General features: G+C 42.0%; 12 protein-coding genes. 4 read left to right on the top strand and 8 right to left on the bottom strand.

Annotated elements, in window-relative coordinates:
- Nucleotides 1–386 precede the first annotated feature (386 nt).
- Together GUY17_RS10545 and GUY17_RS10540 are read left to right on the top strand one after the other, a co-directional pair.
- On the top strand, nt 387–674 hold the full coding sequence (locus GUY17_RS10545; RefSeq protein ID WP_101088285.1) for a hypothetical protein: 288 nt from the start codon (nt 387–389) through the stop codon (nt 672–674).
- Nucleotides 675–753: 79 nt separating this feature from the next.
- The gene (locus GUY17_RS10540) at nt 754–2,061 is read left to right on the top strand and encodes a site-specific integrase (RefSeq protein ID WP_162023109.1); all 1,308 of its coding nucleotides are present in this window, start codon (nt 754–756) and stop codon (nt 2,059–2,061) included.
- Nucleotides 2,062–3,176: 1,115 nt separating this feature from the next.
- On the opposite strand, the gene GUY17_RS10535 is transcribed toward GUY17_RS10540, so the two are convergent.
- The 3 genes from GUY17_RS10535 to GUY17_RS10525 all read right to left on the bottom strand — a co-directional run bounded on the left by GUY17_RS10535 (nt 3,177) and on the right by GUY17_RS10525 (nt 6,548).
- Nucleotides 3,177–3,716, bottom strand: coding sequence for a GNAT family N-acetyltransferase (locus GUY17_RS10535; RefSeq protein WP_162023107.1), 540 nt, complete (start codon nt 3,714–3,716; stop codon nt 3,177–3,179).
- Nucleotides 3,717–4,111: 395 nt separating this feature from the next.
- A complete protein-coding gene (locus GUY17_RS10530) occupies nt 4,112–4,381 on the bottom strand; it encodes a hypothetical protein (protein WP_162023106.1) in 270 nt (89 codons plus the stop codon).
- 472 nt (nt 4,382–4,853) lie between these two features.
- Nucleotides 4,854–6,548, bottom strand: a complete 1,695-nt coding sequence (locus tag GUY17_RS10525) for a thiamine pyrophosphate-dependent enzyme (RefSeq protein ID WP_162023105.1) — start codon at nt 6,546–6,548, stop codon at nt 4,854–4,856.
- Between the two features lie 457 nt (nt 6,549–7,005).
- Here GUY17_RS10525 and GUY17_RS10520 point away from each other — a divergent pair, with 457 nt between their 5' ends.
- Nucleotides 7,006–7,200 carry a DUF2892 domain-containing protein gene (locus tag GUY17_RS10520; protein ID WP_101088290.1) on the top strand — a complete coding sequence of 65 codons (195 nt, stop codon included), beginning with the start codon at nt 7,006–7,008 and terminating at the stop codon, nt 7,198–7,200.
- Nucleotides 7,201–7,430: 230 nt separating this feature from the next.
- Entirely contained in the window at nt 7,431–8,402 is a 972-nt protein-coding gene (locus GUY17_RS10515; RefSeq protein ID WP_162023104.1) for a patatin family protein, read from the top strand.
- A gap of 248 nt (nt 8,403–8,650) precedes the next feature.
- Here GUY17_RS10515 and nhaA read toward each other — a convergent pair whose 3' ends face one another.
- The 5 genes from nhaA to GUY17_RS10490 all read right to left on the bottom strand — a co-directional run bounded on the left by nhaA (nt 8,651) and on the right by GUY17_RS10490 (nt 15,876).
- Nucleotides 8,651–9,997 carry a Na+/H+ antiporter NhaA gene (nhaA, locus tag GUY17_RS10510; protein ID WP_162023103.1) on the bottom strand — a complete coding sequence of 449 codons (1,347 nt, stop codon included), beginning with the start codon at nt 9,995–9,997 and terminating at the stop codon, nt 8,651–8,653.
- 572 nt (nt 9,998–10,569) lie between these two features.
- Complete coding sequence (locus GUY17_RS10505) at nt 10,570–10,818, bottom strand: DUF2171 domain-containing protein (protein ID WP_101088294.1); 249 nt, start codon at nt 10,816–10,818, stop codon at nt 10,570–10,572.
- Nucleotides 10,819–11,128: 310 nt separating this feature from the next.
- A complete protein-coding gene (locus tag GUY17_RS10500; protein ID WP_162023102.1) occupies nt 11,129–14,200 on the bottom strand; it encodes an efflux RND transporter permease subunit in 3,072 nt (1,023 codons plus the stop codon).
- A gap of 2 nt (nt 14,201–14,202) precedes the next feature.
- The gene (locus tag GUY17_RS10495) at nt 14,203–15,369 is read right to left on the bottom strand and encodes an efflux RND transporter periplasmic adaptor subunit (protein ID WP_254439900.1); all 1,167 of its coding nucleotides are present in this window, start codon (nt 15,367–15,369) and stop codon (nt 14,203–14,205) included.
- A 36-nt stretch (nt 15,370–15,405) separates the two neighbouring features.
- Nucleotides 15,406–15,876 (bottom strand): Dps family protein, encoded by a 471-nt coding sequence (locus GUY17_RS10490; protein ID WP_162023101.1) that lies wholly within the window; start codon nt 15,874–15,876, stop codon nt 15,406–15,408.
- Nucleotides 15,877–16,388 lie beyond the last annotated feature (512 nt).

Below are 16,388 nucleotides of genomic sequence, written 5' to 3'. Positions count from 1 at the left end.
GTAATTTAATGGCTTTAGGCATTTCATTTCACTATAGCAAAGGTCTTAAATAGGCCTATTTAATAGTCATTATGGTTAGTTTCAGTGTCATCCCGTCAAAAACTTCACTCCTACTGTCTATATTTCATTTCACTTCAAATCTTATGACTAGTACTAGCATCATATTGCATTAATGCTCAACAGCACTTGTCGATTAAACATTTCAAGTGAGCCTTTATATGCGCTTATATATGATCAACAACACAGAAGTGGTTAGAACAGCTACAATGCAATTGATAACTATTCTCATTAATGTATTATTAAGCTACAGCATTCATCTTACCAGGGTGAGTAGAGAATAGAGCAATAACGTTATGAAAAAGAGTAGCGTTAAATAAGGAGCACATATGAACAGGATAAATGTGTCTATCGATGCAGATAAAGTGGCCCAATTAATCAAAGCAGGTCATTTATGTGCTGCAGACTTACAGTGCCTAGACAGGGCAAGTAAACAAACGGTTTGGCAATTGTGTTTATGGAGCTGCCAAAAAAGGTCTACATGTCACAACAAGCAATGCCAGCAGGCTTGCAAGCCAATTACAGCAGTAGATTATTGTATGCAGCAGTTAATAACAGACCAAGATATTGCAGTATCAACATATCCAAGACTCATCATTAAAAATCGCTACGATTGATGCCGATAAATAACATTATCGGCATCAAGCAAAAAATAGTATAATAAGGCAATATAATCAATAACCTAGACTTAATCATATGACCGACAATATCATTGATGAACTGCCACCAGTATTACCACTATTTGATGCTGCAGAGCATGTTTTACAAGGTAATGCATCCGTTAATCAGTACATTACCCGAATTTCAATAGATAAAGTGGCCGATGCAGGGCTCATCATAGAGCACTGTGCCGATTGGTTATTTGAGCAAAAGCAGTCTGAAAACAACTATAAAGCCTACCGCAGCGAGTTAACCACATTTCTTCATTGGTGTTTTGACGTCGTCGCATTATCGCCAATCGCGGTAACGCGTAAAGACATCGCCAAATACATCGATTACTGCCAATCGCCGCCACAAACACTGATAGGCTATTTCAATGTAGCGCAATTCAAACTCGATAAAGCCACCGCAGAGCGATCGCCAAACCCACAATGGCGGCCATTTATCGGTAAAAAACACCTCGGGAAATGCCTACCATATCAACTGAGTGATAATGCATTGAAGACTAAAATAGCAATATTATCCTCATTTTATGGCTATCTAATTAGCGAAGAATACACCGAGCGAAACCCAGCTCAGTTATGGCTTAAACACAGCCGATTCTCCATTAAACGTAAATTTACCATCGACGAAGACAACAACCATCATGCGTTTACAGAGCTACAATGGTCGTATGTTATTAGCACCGTAAGCCAATTAGCAGACACTCAACCAGAGCAGCATCAACGCAGTTTATTCCTCATCACACTATTATATAGCTGCTACTTACGCATATCGGAAATAAGTGCACGCGCAGGTTATGCACCCATCATGAGCCAGTTCAGACAAGATCCACATTCTGGTATCTGGTATTTTCACGTACCGTTTTCTAAAAGCGGCAAAGCTCGTAATATTGCTATATCAAAAGCGTTGCTGGCTGGACTAGTTGATTATCGACGTTATCTGCGCCTCAGTGATTTACCCAACATCAACGATCAACATCCTATATTTGTCCGCCATAAAGCAGCTGCTCATGGACGTGAATCTGGTGTCATCAATGCCAATCTTGGTATTCGTCACATACGTGACGAAATAGACAAACTGATTAACTTGGCTGCAGACAATGCCGCTAAAGATGGTTTTGAACACGACAGCCAACTTATGCGAAAACTCAGTGCGCATAATATTCGCCATACTGGGATCACGCATGACATCAATATCAACCGACGCCCATTGTCACATGTCCAGGCCGATGCCGGTCATGAGAGCATCGACACCACATCACAGTATTTACACACCACACAAACTGAACGACATCAAAGTGCATTCAACAAACCGTTAAATCATCTTGCTGACATTAAATAATTGGCAGGCACAAGCCGTAAAAAGTTAAAGCATGCAATCTCAGCACGATGCTAAACAACACATTAAGCAACATTAGGCTGTTAATGAACAATCAATGCCTACAAAGACTTAGTATTGAACATAACTTATAATGTGCACACAAGTATGCGCACAATGTATATTATGTTAAATAGGGTATTTGTGTCATCATAACTAACGGTTTTTTTGATTACAGCCACTTACCGGCACGTTGAGATTTTTATAAGCTACTGACATAACAATCTATGTTCAAACTATCTATGTTCAGTTTGGGATAAATGAATACAGATTATCTTAAGAATTCTTTAATGACGATTAGTTAAAATATTGATTTGGTCAATATAGCTAATTATTAGTAGTCCATTAGCCAAGAGCAATCGAAGAGTTATTCATATACTAGTTATAATCAAGGGGTTTATAGGCGCTAGATAATTTTTGAATTACAGTCATCATCTTAAAGGCATGAGCACAACCTTCTTAAGATGTGTAATTCTCTATATTGCTCAAGTGGTATATGTCTGAGTGTTAACATTAACGTTGAGCAAGGCAAGAACTTTGAATTTTTTAGGCAACGCTAAGTGAAATCTGAACGACTTAACATGGACATTGGACTCAGAATGTATACTGAAGCATCTAAATTCAATCTATTTCTTTTAGCATTATTTATCTGCTTTAACTCATGAGATGTTTTCGAGATTTGGTGCATTTGATTTTGTATCGGCAAAGCGTATTTTGATAATTGTTGGATGAGGTGATATTTTCGAACACATCAATAAAATCTCATACTTTTTTTCAAGCTTCAGTTTTCAATACAGATAATGCCGATGACTCTGACTTTTAACGATCCCTAGCTTAGTTTTATAGACGTAGCTAAACCATATTTTCCTGCTGTTGAGAATTAATTTCAGTCAGAAAAGATGGAAACTCTAAACAGGTACACTGCACTTGATCTGTCTATCGAACCTGCTCGGGGCACAAATAAATGTCTTATACGCCCTAACCCACTTCTAGACCAAATCGTGTTTGTGCCTAAGCGCTAACACTCACTATTCGTATTATCATAAGTATGCTTTAGATTAACTTGTTAGCTGTTTATTTTAAATTTCACCAGCAACAGCATTCAATGCATTTTGTTCTTGTTTTCTTAGGTAATTTACTACTTTCTCTTCAAACGATATATCGGAATAGAATTGCTTGATTAGGTATTTTGAAGGGATATCAGTCCGTTCCATTAATGGGACCGCTCGACCCGTCGCAATGACGTAAACATGAAAATCTTTATAACGTGCCAACATAGGTTCAATAATATTTTTAAGCAACGCATTAGCCAACAACGTAGCATAACCTTTATTACGATGCTCTATGACTGTTACAAAATGAATAATACCCAATTCTTTATAGTTCACACCTTGATGACAAGTGACTTTGTCTGCACGGGCTTCAAAGTTTTCAAAAAGACTGTACCCTACCAATTCATCATTTACATAAAGTTTAATTATTTCTGCTTGAGTCCCGTGTTGTAATTCCTCGTGCTTATCTAACCACTCAAAAATGTACCACATTTTCATGTCGGCCTGACCCAAGGCGAGTAATTCATGAGTACAAGTTTTAACATTACAGTGTTCGAATCTAAGCATTAATAACCCATTTGAATCTTCGTAAGTTAGTTTACATTGACCTGTGAACTTACTTTTATATAAATAGAGAACAACATCAGCATAATAAAGACTAAACTTGCCATTCCTTGTTAAATAGCCGTCCCCAGTGTGAGGATAGTTGTAGTGATAAAACGAATGACGCGGCAAGCTAATATCGCACTAAGCGTATTAAAACAGTTGGCTGTACTTTGAGGCACGAACAAAACCAACTGACTTAATCCGTTTAAGGCTCGTTCGTTGTGATTAGGAGATCTAAACAGGCTCCAACACTACTCATCGAAGATGCAAATCCAACATCTTTCTTTAGACTTTTCAATTAGCCCCCGATAATGTCACTTATCGGGATTAACAAAACACGAATTTATGAGCTGCTATTAATCTTCCATCCAATCCATATTCGGTAGTGCATTCAAATGCTGGCCATAACGTATTGCATTAAAAGAGGAACCATTTTTCATGACATCGGAAACTTCGATAGCCAACGCGCAAGCCATCATTTGAATAGCTTCGTCACGCGGTGTACCTGTCATGACTAAACGCATCAAGGTTTCTTTTACCTTTCTGGGTTCACCGTCGGCGATTTGATTTTCGACTATTTCAATGAGTGTTTCTTCGGTCATGTAACTGTCTTGCTGCTTATCCATTATAACGACTCTGTTAAATATTTAACGCCATTATGCCGCAAGCATGGTGCAAGCCATAGAGTAAACTCAGAATTATTCGAGTGTTGCAGGCAATAACGTAACGTTAAGGTAAAGTAAGATTTATCTGTGTTGATAATCTGATTGGATGTTGTACGCTGAAACGAATTTTTTTGAGCTGACAATATCATCGACTAACACTTAAAAGAGCACAAATGGGTTAAGCCCTTAACCCATTTGTGCTCATAAACGTTTTAGTGTTATCAACTAGATGTAGACTCAAAATATGAGAAAATGTATCCCTAACGTCTAACGGTCTAGCTAACATTTCTTAACCATTTCAAGATTGACCTATTTCGGCATATTCACCTTGAGGATGATATATTTCTACTAGCCTGCACAATAGTTCTACTAGCCTACACAACTCATAAACTGAGGTAATAGTATTTCGGAATCGTTCCCACATATTTTTAAATCAGTCATTTGAATTTAAAAACTCCTTAGCTTTAGCAATCGAATAATTTACCGCTTGAGCCAATTCGAGCTTTGGCGGCATGACGAGTTCATTAGGATCGATATGGACATCGATCAGACAGGCATTTTTGCTAGCAAATGCTTCTCCCAACGCTTTTACTAGCAGCTCAGGGCGATCTACACTCCAACCTTCACCACCGCATAAGCGAGCAAACTCTGAAAAGTCTGGATTTTTTAATGCTGTTTTATAATTAGGGTAACCGCTGCTTTCTTGCTCTAGTTGAATTAACCCTAGCTTGGCGTTGTTAAAAATAATAACCTTTATGGGTAATGTTAGATTGACTGCAGTAATAAACTCTTGCATTAACATGCTAAAACCACCGTCACCAATAAGGACGACCACCTGCCGCTCAGGAAATTTTAATTGCGCGCCTATCGCACCAGCCATGCTAAATGCCATTGTGGCCAAGTTGCCTGAGAGGGTAAATAATTGTTGTTCAGTAACGGGTAGATGTCGTGCGACCCATGCGGTCACTGTACCCGTGTCACAGAGAAAAATGGCATCTTTGTTCGCAAGCTCGCCGACGGTTCGAGCCAGGCACTGGGGTTTTATTGGCATATCTTGCGAGTTTTCTGCTTCGCTTTGCTCTTCTGACCAACTCCTTTTCTGACGACAACATTCAGTAAGAAAGTTGTCGTTTTCTTTTTGAGGTAAATCAACGATTAATTGGTCTAGTACTTCACTTACATCTCCGACTATCGATACATCCACAGGGCAACGTCGACCAATATGTCGAATTTCTTTATCCACCTGAATAACTTTGGCTTTTCCTGGATAATATTCTTTGTAGGGAAAATCAGTCCCCAGCATCACAAGTAAATCACAATTATTCATCGCATCAACAGATGGCCGCGTACCAAGTAGGCCAAGCCCTCCTAAGGAATATTCATGCTCATCCGGAAGTAGTACTTTGGCTTTTAGTGTTCTGATAAGTGGGGAGTTGCATTTTTTCAACAAAGTAAGTAACTGTTGACGTGCTGGTATAGCCCCAACACCCGCTAGAACCACAATTTTTTCAGCTTGCTCAATTAAGCTAATTGCACTGTTTAATGCTGATGCTAAAGGTTTAGTTGGTCCCGTTTCAGCGCCCGCTATTGGATGACCCGTAATGTCAGCTTCAACTTGCTCAGTGGCAACATCAGCAGGCAGAGCAATATGAGCAACCCCTTTTTCAATCAGCGCACTATTACACGCTTGCTGAATAATCTCGGGAACACGATCAGAGGCAAATAAGGTTTGATTAAACACAGCCACATCAGAAAACAGAGCTGATGAATTAATTTCTTGATGCGAGTGATTACCGATTTCACTGCGTGGTAACTGTCCAGTTATTGCAAGAACGGGGGCATGGTCGAGCTTAGCGTCATACAGACCATTGAGCAAATGTATGGCCCCACCTCCAGCAGTACCAACACAAACGGCAAGTTTACCGGTTAATTTTGCTTGGGCTGATGCGGCGAATGCCCCGCTTTCTTCATGGCGAACTTGTATAAATTCGATTTCTCCATGGCGGCGTATGGCGTCCATCAAATCATTAATAGCATCCCCTGGAATGCCAAAGACATGACGGACACCATATTGATAAATCGTCTCTACGATATGATCGACAACTTTGCGTTTTTTTATTGCAGCCATAAATATCTCTCTCCGTTTAAAATAAGCTTCACGAAATACACTTAATTAAGCAAAATTAATAGGTTACTGAATTTAATAGCATTTTATTAATGGTTAACTGTTTATTTAAGATCCAATAACACATCATACTGTGCTACGAACTTTGACTCTGTGCGTCACCGTACCCTCTGGCTTTTGCTTTCTCACGAATGTTGACCAGTTAAATACAATTGACCGTTTTTTAAAGTAACGTTATCTCAAATGATAAACCCTAGCAGAAAATAATTTAGCCTATTCGCCATGTCGCTCGATTTAACCATTCTTGAAAATTATCTCGCGTGCGCTGGCGAACAGACGCCGGGAACAGTTACGATTTATGCTTAGAGACATCTAATCGATTCGCGTAAGGCTGGAACGATATTCGATCTTAACTGTAACTTAGCAGAGTGGTCCAGTGACTCGACAAAGGAGAAATACGATGAAGACGAATGAAGGTATGCTCGATCGCTCGCTCCGCGTTACCGCCGGGCTAGTTCTTATTGGACTTGCTGCCACCGACACAATTGGCATATGGGGCTATATTGGCGTTGTGCCGCTGCTTACAGGAGCGGTAGGCTTGTGTCCTCTATATTCGCTCCTAGGCATAAACTCCTGTTCGGTGAGTAAGCGCTGAATCTAATCCACAGCGAATGCCCTGCTATCGTGAAACACTATAGTTAAACACCATGTCAAAATCCTAACAGGACTCGCGTTCATGGTACGACTCTTCTGTTCGCGCGGTTAAGTTAGCGATCTCGGAATTGTACTGCTTAAACACCCGAGCTCATTGTTACTGCCAACAGATAACTAATCGCAAGTTCTACGACGTTATTTTATTCAGCATTTTTTATAAAAAGGCCTGCTATGAAAGTCATTGCATCACCCCCCCCAATTAATCCTTGTGAAGAGTCATGTGTTAAAATGGCACTTATTGCAGAAGGTGGTGGGCAACGAGGAATATTCACAGCCGGTGTATTAGATGCGTGGTTAGAGAATGATTTTGATCCTTTCGATTTATTTATAGGGGCCTCTGCAGGCTCACAAAATATTACAAGCTTTTTATCTCGTCAGAAAGGTTATGCCAAGAGATTAATTGGTGAATTAACACGTCGTAATAATTTTTACAAACTAGGCCGTGGATTAGCAGGTGGCAATGCTATTGATTTGGATTGGTACTTTGATAAAACCATTCAAGGTAATTTTGCATTAGACTTTACGACAGCAACTAAATCATTGGGTCAACGAGAATTATTGTTCAGCGCAACGAATTCACGCGATAGACAAGGCTATTTCTTAAGCCCAAACGGTCATACAAGTCACTGGCGCCAATTACTTAAAGCCTCGAGTGCATTTCCTTTTTTGTATAAACAAGGGGTCAAACTCACACCTAGGCAGGCCTTTAGCTCAACAAATAAGGCCAAAGCAAACGTTGATGACCATAAAACAGACATCTACCTTGACGGTGGACTTGCTGAGCCTTTACCTGTACGAGAATCCTATCGCCGTGGTGCTAAAAAAATTGTGGTTATTCGAACGGTGAATGCCGACTGTCATACTCAGGCTGCTTGGGTACGTAAACTTAAGTCATGGATTTACGTGTCTGGGTATTGCCCAAAAATGATTGATTATTTGGTACAGCATGAGCAAGCTTATCAAAAAGAACTCGCCTTTATCACTAACCCTCCTGAAGATGTCGAAATTATTCAAATTTTTGCGGAAGACAATCTTCAAAGTAAATTGTTAGGGAGTACTGATATGGATTTACAACATGATTATCTTGCCGGTATCACTGCGGGTAATGCTTTTTTGAAGACTCAAAAACGTTTTATGCTGTAAACACTTTACATGATCTAAGCATGATCTAAGCATGATCTAAGCATAATAAAATTAATTTATACCTGTTTTGTAAACCAGTAGAATGAATATGACTAGGCAATAAAAAACATTTTTTAATGCCATAACCCCGATGCATTAAACTAAAAGTATTAACCCGCTCAAGTACCACATAATACTCTTCTATTCACGTAAACGATGCTGCAATATCGGTGACATTCATGTTAACCGACTTGTGATGTCTCATTGAGTCATTTTTTTCGTTTGTTTGAACCAATGAATCTAAGATATAACGCACCCAAAAATGCAGACATAACCGATGCGACCAAGATGGATGTTTTTGCGTTATGGAGATGTTCAGGTTGCCCGTCAAACCCCAGTGTCGCAATAAATGTGGACATGGTGAAGCCTATCCCGGCTATCAGTGAAGCACCAATAATGTGTTGAATATTAACTCCCTTGGGTAATTTACCTATTTTGTAGTGCAGGCCCAACCAGCACGCGCCGGAAATGCCAATAAATTTACCGACTACAAGGCCAAAAATAATCCCTAATCCAACTGGGTATTGGAGGCTGTCGATAAACGAACTAAAACTAAACACTACGCCAGCATTAGTCAACGCAAACAGCGGTAAGATGAAGAGTGCTACAGGTAGATGCAGTACATCTTCCCAACGACGCAGGGGAGTGCCAGCATGTTCTGCTAAATCGCGCACTTCCAGTACCTGTTTATGGTCCTCCTGACTACCAAGAACGTCCACCTCTTCTATTTCTTGCTGAAGAGAGCTGATTGTTGTTTTAGCCTTATCAAGCGACTTTGCCGACGCCAACTTCGGCCGTGCTGGCACCGTCAATGCGATTGCAACGCCAGCAACAGTGGCATGAACACCAGACATGAGCATCATCCACCAGGTTGCAATACCGATGATAATATAGAAAATTGGCTGTCTTACGCCCGCGTAGTTAGCTACTGCCAAAAAAGTAATAAGTAAACATGCGCTAAACAGATAGATTACGGATATTTCCTGGGTATAAAATAGTGCAATAACGAGTATCGCCCCAACATCATCAACGATGGCGAGCCCAACTATGAAAGCCAAAAGACTGGCTGGTATGTATTTTCGCACTATGGTAAGTACACCTAGCGCAAACGCGGTGTCGGTTGCCATTGGGATACCCCAACCGATCTGTGAATCAAGTCCCCAATTGAACAAGGTATAGATCGTAGCCGGTAAAATCATTCCGCCTATGGCACAAATAATCAACATGCGCCGATTTTCAGGTTTAGCGAGGTCTCCGGCTAGCACCTCGCGTTTGATTTCAAGTCCAATCAATAAGAAAAATATCACCATTAAACCATCATTAATAATGTGTTTAAGTGAAGATCGTAACTCAACATCACCCAAAAATATTCCAATCGGGGTGTGCACAAGATCTAAGTAGGTAGAAGAATAGGCTGAATTTGCCCACCATAGAGCCAAGATTGTCGATAACAGAAGAAACAGACTGGAGGTAGTCTGCGCTCGAATAAAACCCGAAAATGGTTCGTGCATATATTCCAAACCACGCTGCAATATATTTTTAGATTCGTTTGCCATATTAATCACCTGTCATCATCTCGCCTAAGAAGTATGTTTATCTTCTGAGTAGAAAATATTTTTAGGCTTTAGGAGTTCGAACAAATACTATAAATTGCGTTTGTTCGATTGTTTTATAACTACTTTATTGAACAAAAACGCTTTACGGAAAAAACTGCATGACCCTGAACTCATAGAGCCTGCATACATGAAAACGCGTTATGGAGCCTTAGCTACATTGCTGTAAACGTAGGGCTGCGCCTATCAATGTTGTTAAGCAGTATATTGAGCAGCAAAATAGACCACATTAAACCGTGTTGCTGTTTTCGCCATACTTATTGGCCATAGCGGGGAATGTTGTCGCGGAGATCAGCCATTATCATGTTAGTTGCTGAATGCGAAACTCATTACGCAAGTCTCCTGCCATTTTGAACGGCGCGAAAGCTAAAACTTGAACACTGTTTTTGATGTCTATCATTTTCACGTGAATTGTTGGGGAAAAGTAAAGGCGGGAGATAAAAACCGTGGTTCCCGCTCAAGTCTTAAGGTGGCATGAGTACAATGCCACCTTTGTTTAGCACTACAACACGACTTTAGTGTCCTGTACCTGTTGGCGGAGTTTGAGACCATTCCTGCATAGCCTGGTCTCCTGGACGATCAACTTTCACTTTATCGCCCTCAGTTGAGGTTACCCAGCTTAATGGAATGTAATGGTGTTGACCGCCCTTGTCTTTTTTAAGCTTGAGGGTATCAGTGCCCTCCATATGATCTACAGTAGCAAATTGACCATCTTCGGAGCAGACAACAGGCATGTCAGGTTTAATTTGGTTGGTTTGAATCATAGTTTCTCCTCAGAGCTCAGTACAAGCCCTTCTATTTATAAATGAGCAATCAGTCATCTGACAAGCTTCAGAAAGCGAAATTGTCTTGGACTATAACTGAAGTTATTGGTTACTTAATGTTCCCAATCGCACAGTAAAATCATACCCATAAAACTAAATGCAGTCTGTTCGTTGCCGAACAGACTGCATTTCCAAGTCCTCTTTTACAATGTTTTCAATCAATAAGATTAGCCAAATCTTGGGTGACTGCGACAATCAATCAAAACTGAATGCTACGAAAATATGAGTACGACAATCACATGTTCGTTGTTTAAGTCGGAGTTTGATCAGCGGTATTACCCTGCCCCTCAAGATCTGAAGTATCAATCTTCTTTGCCAGGACGATATAGAAAGCAGGCAACACATACATAGTTAACAAAGTACCGATACCGAGTCCTGTAGCAATGGTTATACCAATCGCAAAGCGCGACTCTGCTCCGGGGCCCGCTGCAATTAACAGCGGGATCATGGCGACGATAAGCGCCAGCGAAGTCATGATAATAGGGCGAAGTCGAATCGCTGCGGCTTCGATTACCGCGTCGCGCTTGTTGCGTCCCCTTTCCTGAAGTGTGTTGGCAAATTCCACGATAAGAATACCGTTCTTCGCGACCACGCCAATCAATGTTATCAGACCAACCTGTGTGTAGATGTTCATCGACGCAAAACCAAGCATAATGAAGGCCATTGCCCCTGCAATTGACATCGGCACCGATATTAAAATGATAAGAGGATCACGCCAGCTCTCAAATTGCGCAGCAAGCACCAGATAGATAACGAGTAGCGATAAAAAGATAGTCACGATTAACGCACTGCCAGAATTTTCGAACTGTCTAGACTCGCCCTTAAAATCATAGCTGAAACCCCGAGGTAGGATATCGACCGCCTTGGTTTTCATGAAACTGATGGCATCTCCCATCGACACTGATGGCGCTGGAATGCCTTCGATCGTGACCGAATTCAGCTGATTGAATTGTGTTCTGGATGAGGGTTCTACATCATGCTCGAAGCTAACGACCGAGCCGAGCGGAACTAAATCGCCAGAGTCGGCGCGGATGAAATAATCGTTGAGCGCCGTTGCTGTTTGGCGCGCGTAGCGCTCAACCTGGGGAATAACCTCATACGATCGCCCCTCCATGTTGAAACGACTAATAAACCCGCCGCCAAGCATACCGCCAAGCGCCTGACCAATTTCCTGCATCGACAAACCGAGATCGGCTACGCGTTCGCGGTCGACCTTTACTCGGGTGACGGGCTTATCGATGTCGATCGATTTCTGCACGAATGTGAAGTTGCCACTCTGCATGGCAGCCCCTACGAATTCATCTGCTATTTGATCGAGTTGAGTAAAATCACTGCCCGAAGTTAGCACAAACTGAAAGGGTAGACCGCCACTCGAGCCAGGCAAGGATGGAATTGGAAATAAAGCGGTTTTCAAACCAGTAATCCCTGCCACAGAAGCCTGCAGTTGAGGCATGATATCAAACTGCGATATATCCCGTTCGCTCCAAGGCTTCATTTTGAAACCACCAAACACCGCATTGGGACTCGTCATACCAACCAGCATGAACGTCTCGTCGTAGCCTGGTACCTGCTCGAAGGCTGTCTGCATTTCTCTGCCATACTTCTGCAGGTATTCGAGTGTGGCTGTCTGCGGTCCTTTACCCTGAAACAAAATGATGCCACGGTCCTCAGTCGGTGCAAGCTCTTTCTGGCTTAGCATCATCATAAAAAAGATCGACACTAGTACGACTACCGCAAACATAATTACAGGTGAGACGGCCTTGACCATGATAGCCAGCGAGCGCTGATAAGTATTGGCGAGTCGGTCGAACAAACTTTCAATTGCACTCTCGAAGCGGGTCGACTGTCCATGTGGTTTGAGAACCTTACTGGCCAGCATAGGCGATAACGTCAAGGCAATGATGCCTGAAATGACGACGGCACCAGCAAGCGTGAAAGCAAACTCGGTAAAAAGCGAACCAACCAGCCCACCCATGAAACCAATAGGCGCGTAGACTGCAACCAAGGTTATCGTCATGGCGATAACTGGATTGGCCATTTCTCGAGCACCGATCAACGCCGCTTCCTTCTTTGATTTACCATCAACGATATGCCGGTGTATGTTCTCGACTATGATAATAGCATCGTCGACGACCAAGCCTATAGCCAGCACAAGTGAGAGCAGCGTCAGTAAATTGAGCGAGAAACCCAGCACCAGCATGATGAAGGCTCCACCGATGAGCGAGAGCGGTACTGCTATTGAGGGAATGATTGCCGCTCGCAGAGATCCTAGGCATAGAAACACGATGACAAGAACGATACCCACTGCCTCGATAAGCGTCTTGATCACCTCATTAATTGAATCATCAATAAATGCTGATGCATCGTAGGGGAGTTCGACCTGCAGACCCGAGGGCAGCTGAGACTTTATATCCGGCAGGAGTTCCTTAACACGTTCAGCCACAGACAGTGGATTAGAACCCGGAGATAGATTAATGGCTACGTAGGTTGAAGGTTTACCCTTATACAGTGCTATGTTCTCGTAGGTTTGTGATCCGAGCTCTACCCTGGCGATGTCCTTGAGACGAACGATACTATCTTCGGTCGATTTAATTATCAGATTCTCGAACTGTTTGGTGTTTGCAACGTCAGTATTCGTAGTGAGATTGATCTTGATGAATTCATCTTTGGTTTGCCCAACTGCTGAAATATAGTTGTTCTGACGCAGGGTTTGAGCAATATCTGTCGAGGTGAGATTAACCGCTGCAAGTCTTTGAGGATCGAGCCAGACTCTCAGCGCAAAGCGACGCCCCAGCAGTTCGGCCTTGGCTACACCGGATAGGGCTTGTAGTTTCGGCTGTACTTCTCGGGCAAGATAATCTGAGATCTGTGGGACTTTCATGGTATCGCTAAAGAAAGCGATGTACATGAGCGCACGACCTTCTCCCGTCGTCGAGTTGATAACAGGGTCCTGAGCCTCGTCAGGTAACTCGTTACGTTGACTGGCAACTTTAGATTGAATCTCCGCAAGTGCGTCATTAGCATCGTAGTTGAGTTCCATCTGTGCTTCGATGGTTGAAAAACCTTGTATGCTCGATGAGCTCAGAAAGTCTATGCCCTTTGCTTCGGCAATAGCCTGCTGCAAAGGTTGGGTAATGAATCCCTGGATCAATTCACTGCTGGCGCCTGGATATGCAGTAGTAACGGTGACTTTAGTGTTTTCCAATACAGGGTATTCGCGGATCTCCATCTCCATAATAGAGCGAATCCCAACCAGTAATATTAGTAGACTAACAACAATGGACAGCACTGGCCGTTGTATAAAAATGTCTGTAAAACGCATGTTTATTTAACTCCTGTACTGTCTGCAATCTTGTCATCTTGCTTTATTTTCACTCGCTGACCAGCCCTCAAGCGCAGCAAACCAGAGGCAATGATACGTTCACCGGGTTCTAACCCTTTGTTAATTTCAGTCATGCCATCCCGTGTAACGCCGGTTTCCAATGTCCGCTGCTCAGTGACCAGCTGGCCTTTTTCATTTTTAGTTAATGCATAGGCGAAATCGCCGTAGGTGTTGAAAGACAGTGCTATGTTTGGAATTGCAATGACCTGCCTTTCACCCTTTGCCATGGTTCTAATGGTAGCGAACATACCCGGTTTGAGGCTTTGTTGGGGGTTTAGAAGTTGGGCGCGCAGCTTAACGGTGCGTGTCTCTGGCGTGATAGAGCTATTAATTGCGGTAATTGTTCCCTTGAATACCTCTGAGCCAGTTGCCGCCACGGTGACTTCAACGAGATCACCAATATCAACGCTGGCCAGTTCCTGTTCAGACAGAGTATATTCGACCAGAATTGGATTAAGCATATTGATTTCAACGACAGGTGTACCCACAGATAAGTATTCACCTATATCCGCTAGACGTAGCCCTACTATGCCGTCGAAGGGAGCCGTGAGTATTTTTTTACCAAACTGGGCCTCGGCTTCTTTTACTCGTGCTCTGGCTACATCTAGCGCAGCCTTTGTTTCATCTAAGGCGAACTGTGACACAGCCCGTTTGGAAATCAAGTCTGAGTTATGTTGAAATGCTTTCGAAGCAAGCTGTGCCTCAGCTAGACGTGTTGTAAGAGCGGCTTGCTCTATATCGCTGTTTAGGCGGATCAGGATATCGCCTTTTTTGACGGATTGACCCGATTTGAACAAAACTTTTGTCACTACACCGGGCAATTCATTGGCTATCATGACGCCGTTGATAGCTCTGATGCCACCGATTGATTGGATACTCGGTTGCCAAGATACTCTAGAGACCTCTGTAGTTTCAACGACGGTTGCGGGGCGTGGCTGAGAGAATTTGGCCTGCATTTGGTTAATTTGATAGAACTTGTAGCCGAAGATGCTGCCGATGACGACAAGGAGCAGAACGATAGCAATTGCGAAGCGTGAGAAAGTGCCCATCCAATCTGTATCCTTTTTAGTTAATATATAATAAGTAAATAACGTTAATAATCTGACCATTTAATTTCAAAAACTTGGTAGTTTGAAACGCTCAATCTACTTATTTGAAGCTCTCAACATCCACGATGTTTTTTCATGTATTCGCATTCGATCAGATACAAGAGATACCGTTGATTCGTCGTCTGATTGATGGGCCACTTTTAAAACATCGCGAGCAGTCTGTATAATTTTTTCGTGACCAACGAGTAATACTTCTATCATTTCCGTTGCATTGGGAACACCATCTACCTCATGGATTGAACTTAACTTGGAAAATTCTTTATAAGTGCCTGGCGCAGCAACATCGAGAGTTCGAACACGTTCGGCTATATCGTCTACAGCAATGGCCAATTCCATATACTGCTCTTCAAACATCAAGTGCAGCTCCCTAAACCTCACCCCAGTCACATTCCAGTGAAAGTTATGCGTCTGTAAATAAAGCGTATAAGTATCGGCTAATAACTTCTTTAACCCTTCAGCGATTTCGCTTCTTTCTTTTTTATCAATGCCAATATTAATGTTGCTCATATTAAATTTCCTTTTAGTTTATTAATGGATATATTCATACTGATTTTTCTGCATGCTGAATTAAAAAATTTAAAAATCCAGCTAGCACTTATTCCTTACATGTATTAATTTTTATATTGTATAGCGTAGGTGATTGATCGTTGTCCCAGTAATAAAGCTCAACGTCGTTCCTTAAACCAAGACGAAATGACATGGTCGAGTATTAATATTCTTTACTGAAATAAAAGCAGAGTAAGAAAAGTATTTTCCCGTAACACCAAGCAACACTTTACTCCATTACGGACTTAAGCTCTGTGCGATATCGAACCAACAATAATGCCTAGTGGATTAACATGAGGAATGGGGATATTGAATAAAGATTTATTAATCGCAATAAGAATAGATTCATCACCGTAACCTAATGCGAATAGACCTTAGCTGGGTGGTAGCTTAATCCTGTTGGCTGAGTCGTTCACTCATTAAATCAGGCTTAATTTTTTGCCAAAATGAAATGTAAAAACAATATAAACCCC

The organism is Shewanella sp. Arc9-LZ, assembly GCF_010092445.1.
In the GTDB taxonomy this organism is placed as follows: domain Bacteria; phylum Pseudomonadota; class Gammaproteobacteria; order Enterobacterales; family Shewanellaceae; genus Shewanella.
This window is presented reverse-complemented; position numbering and strand designations above follow the sequence as displayed.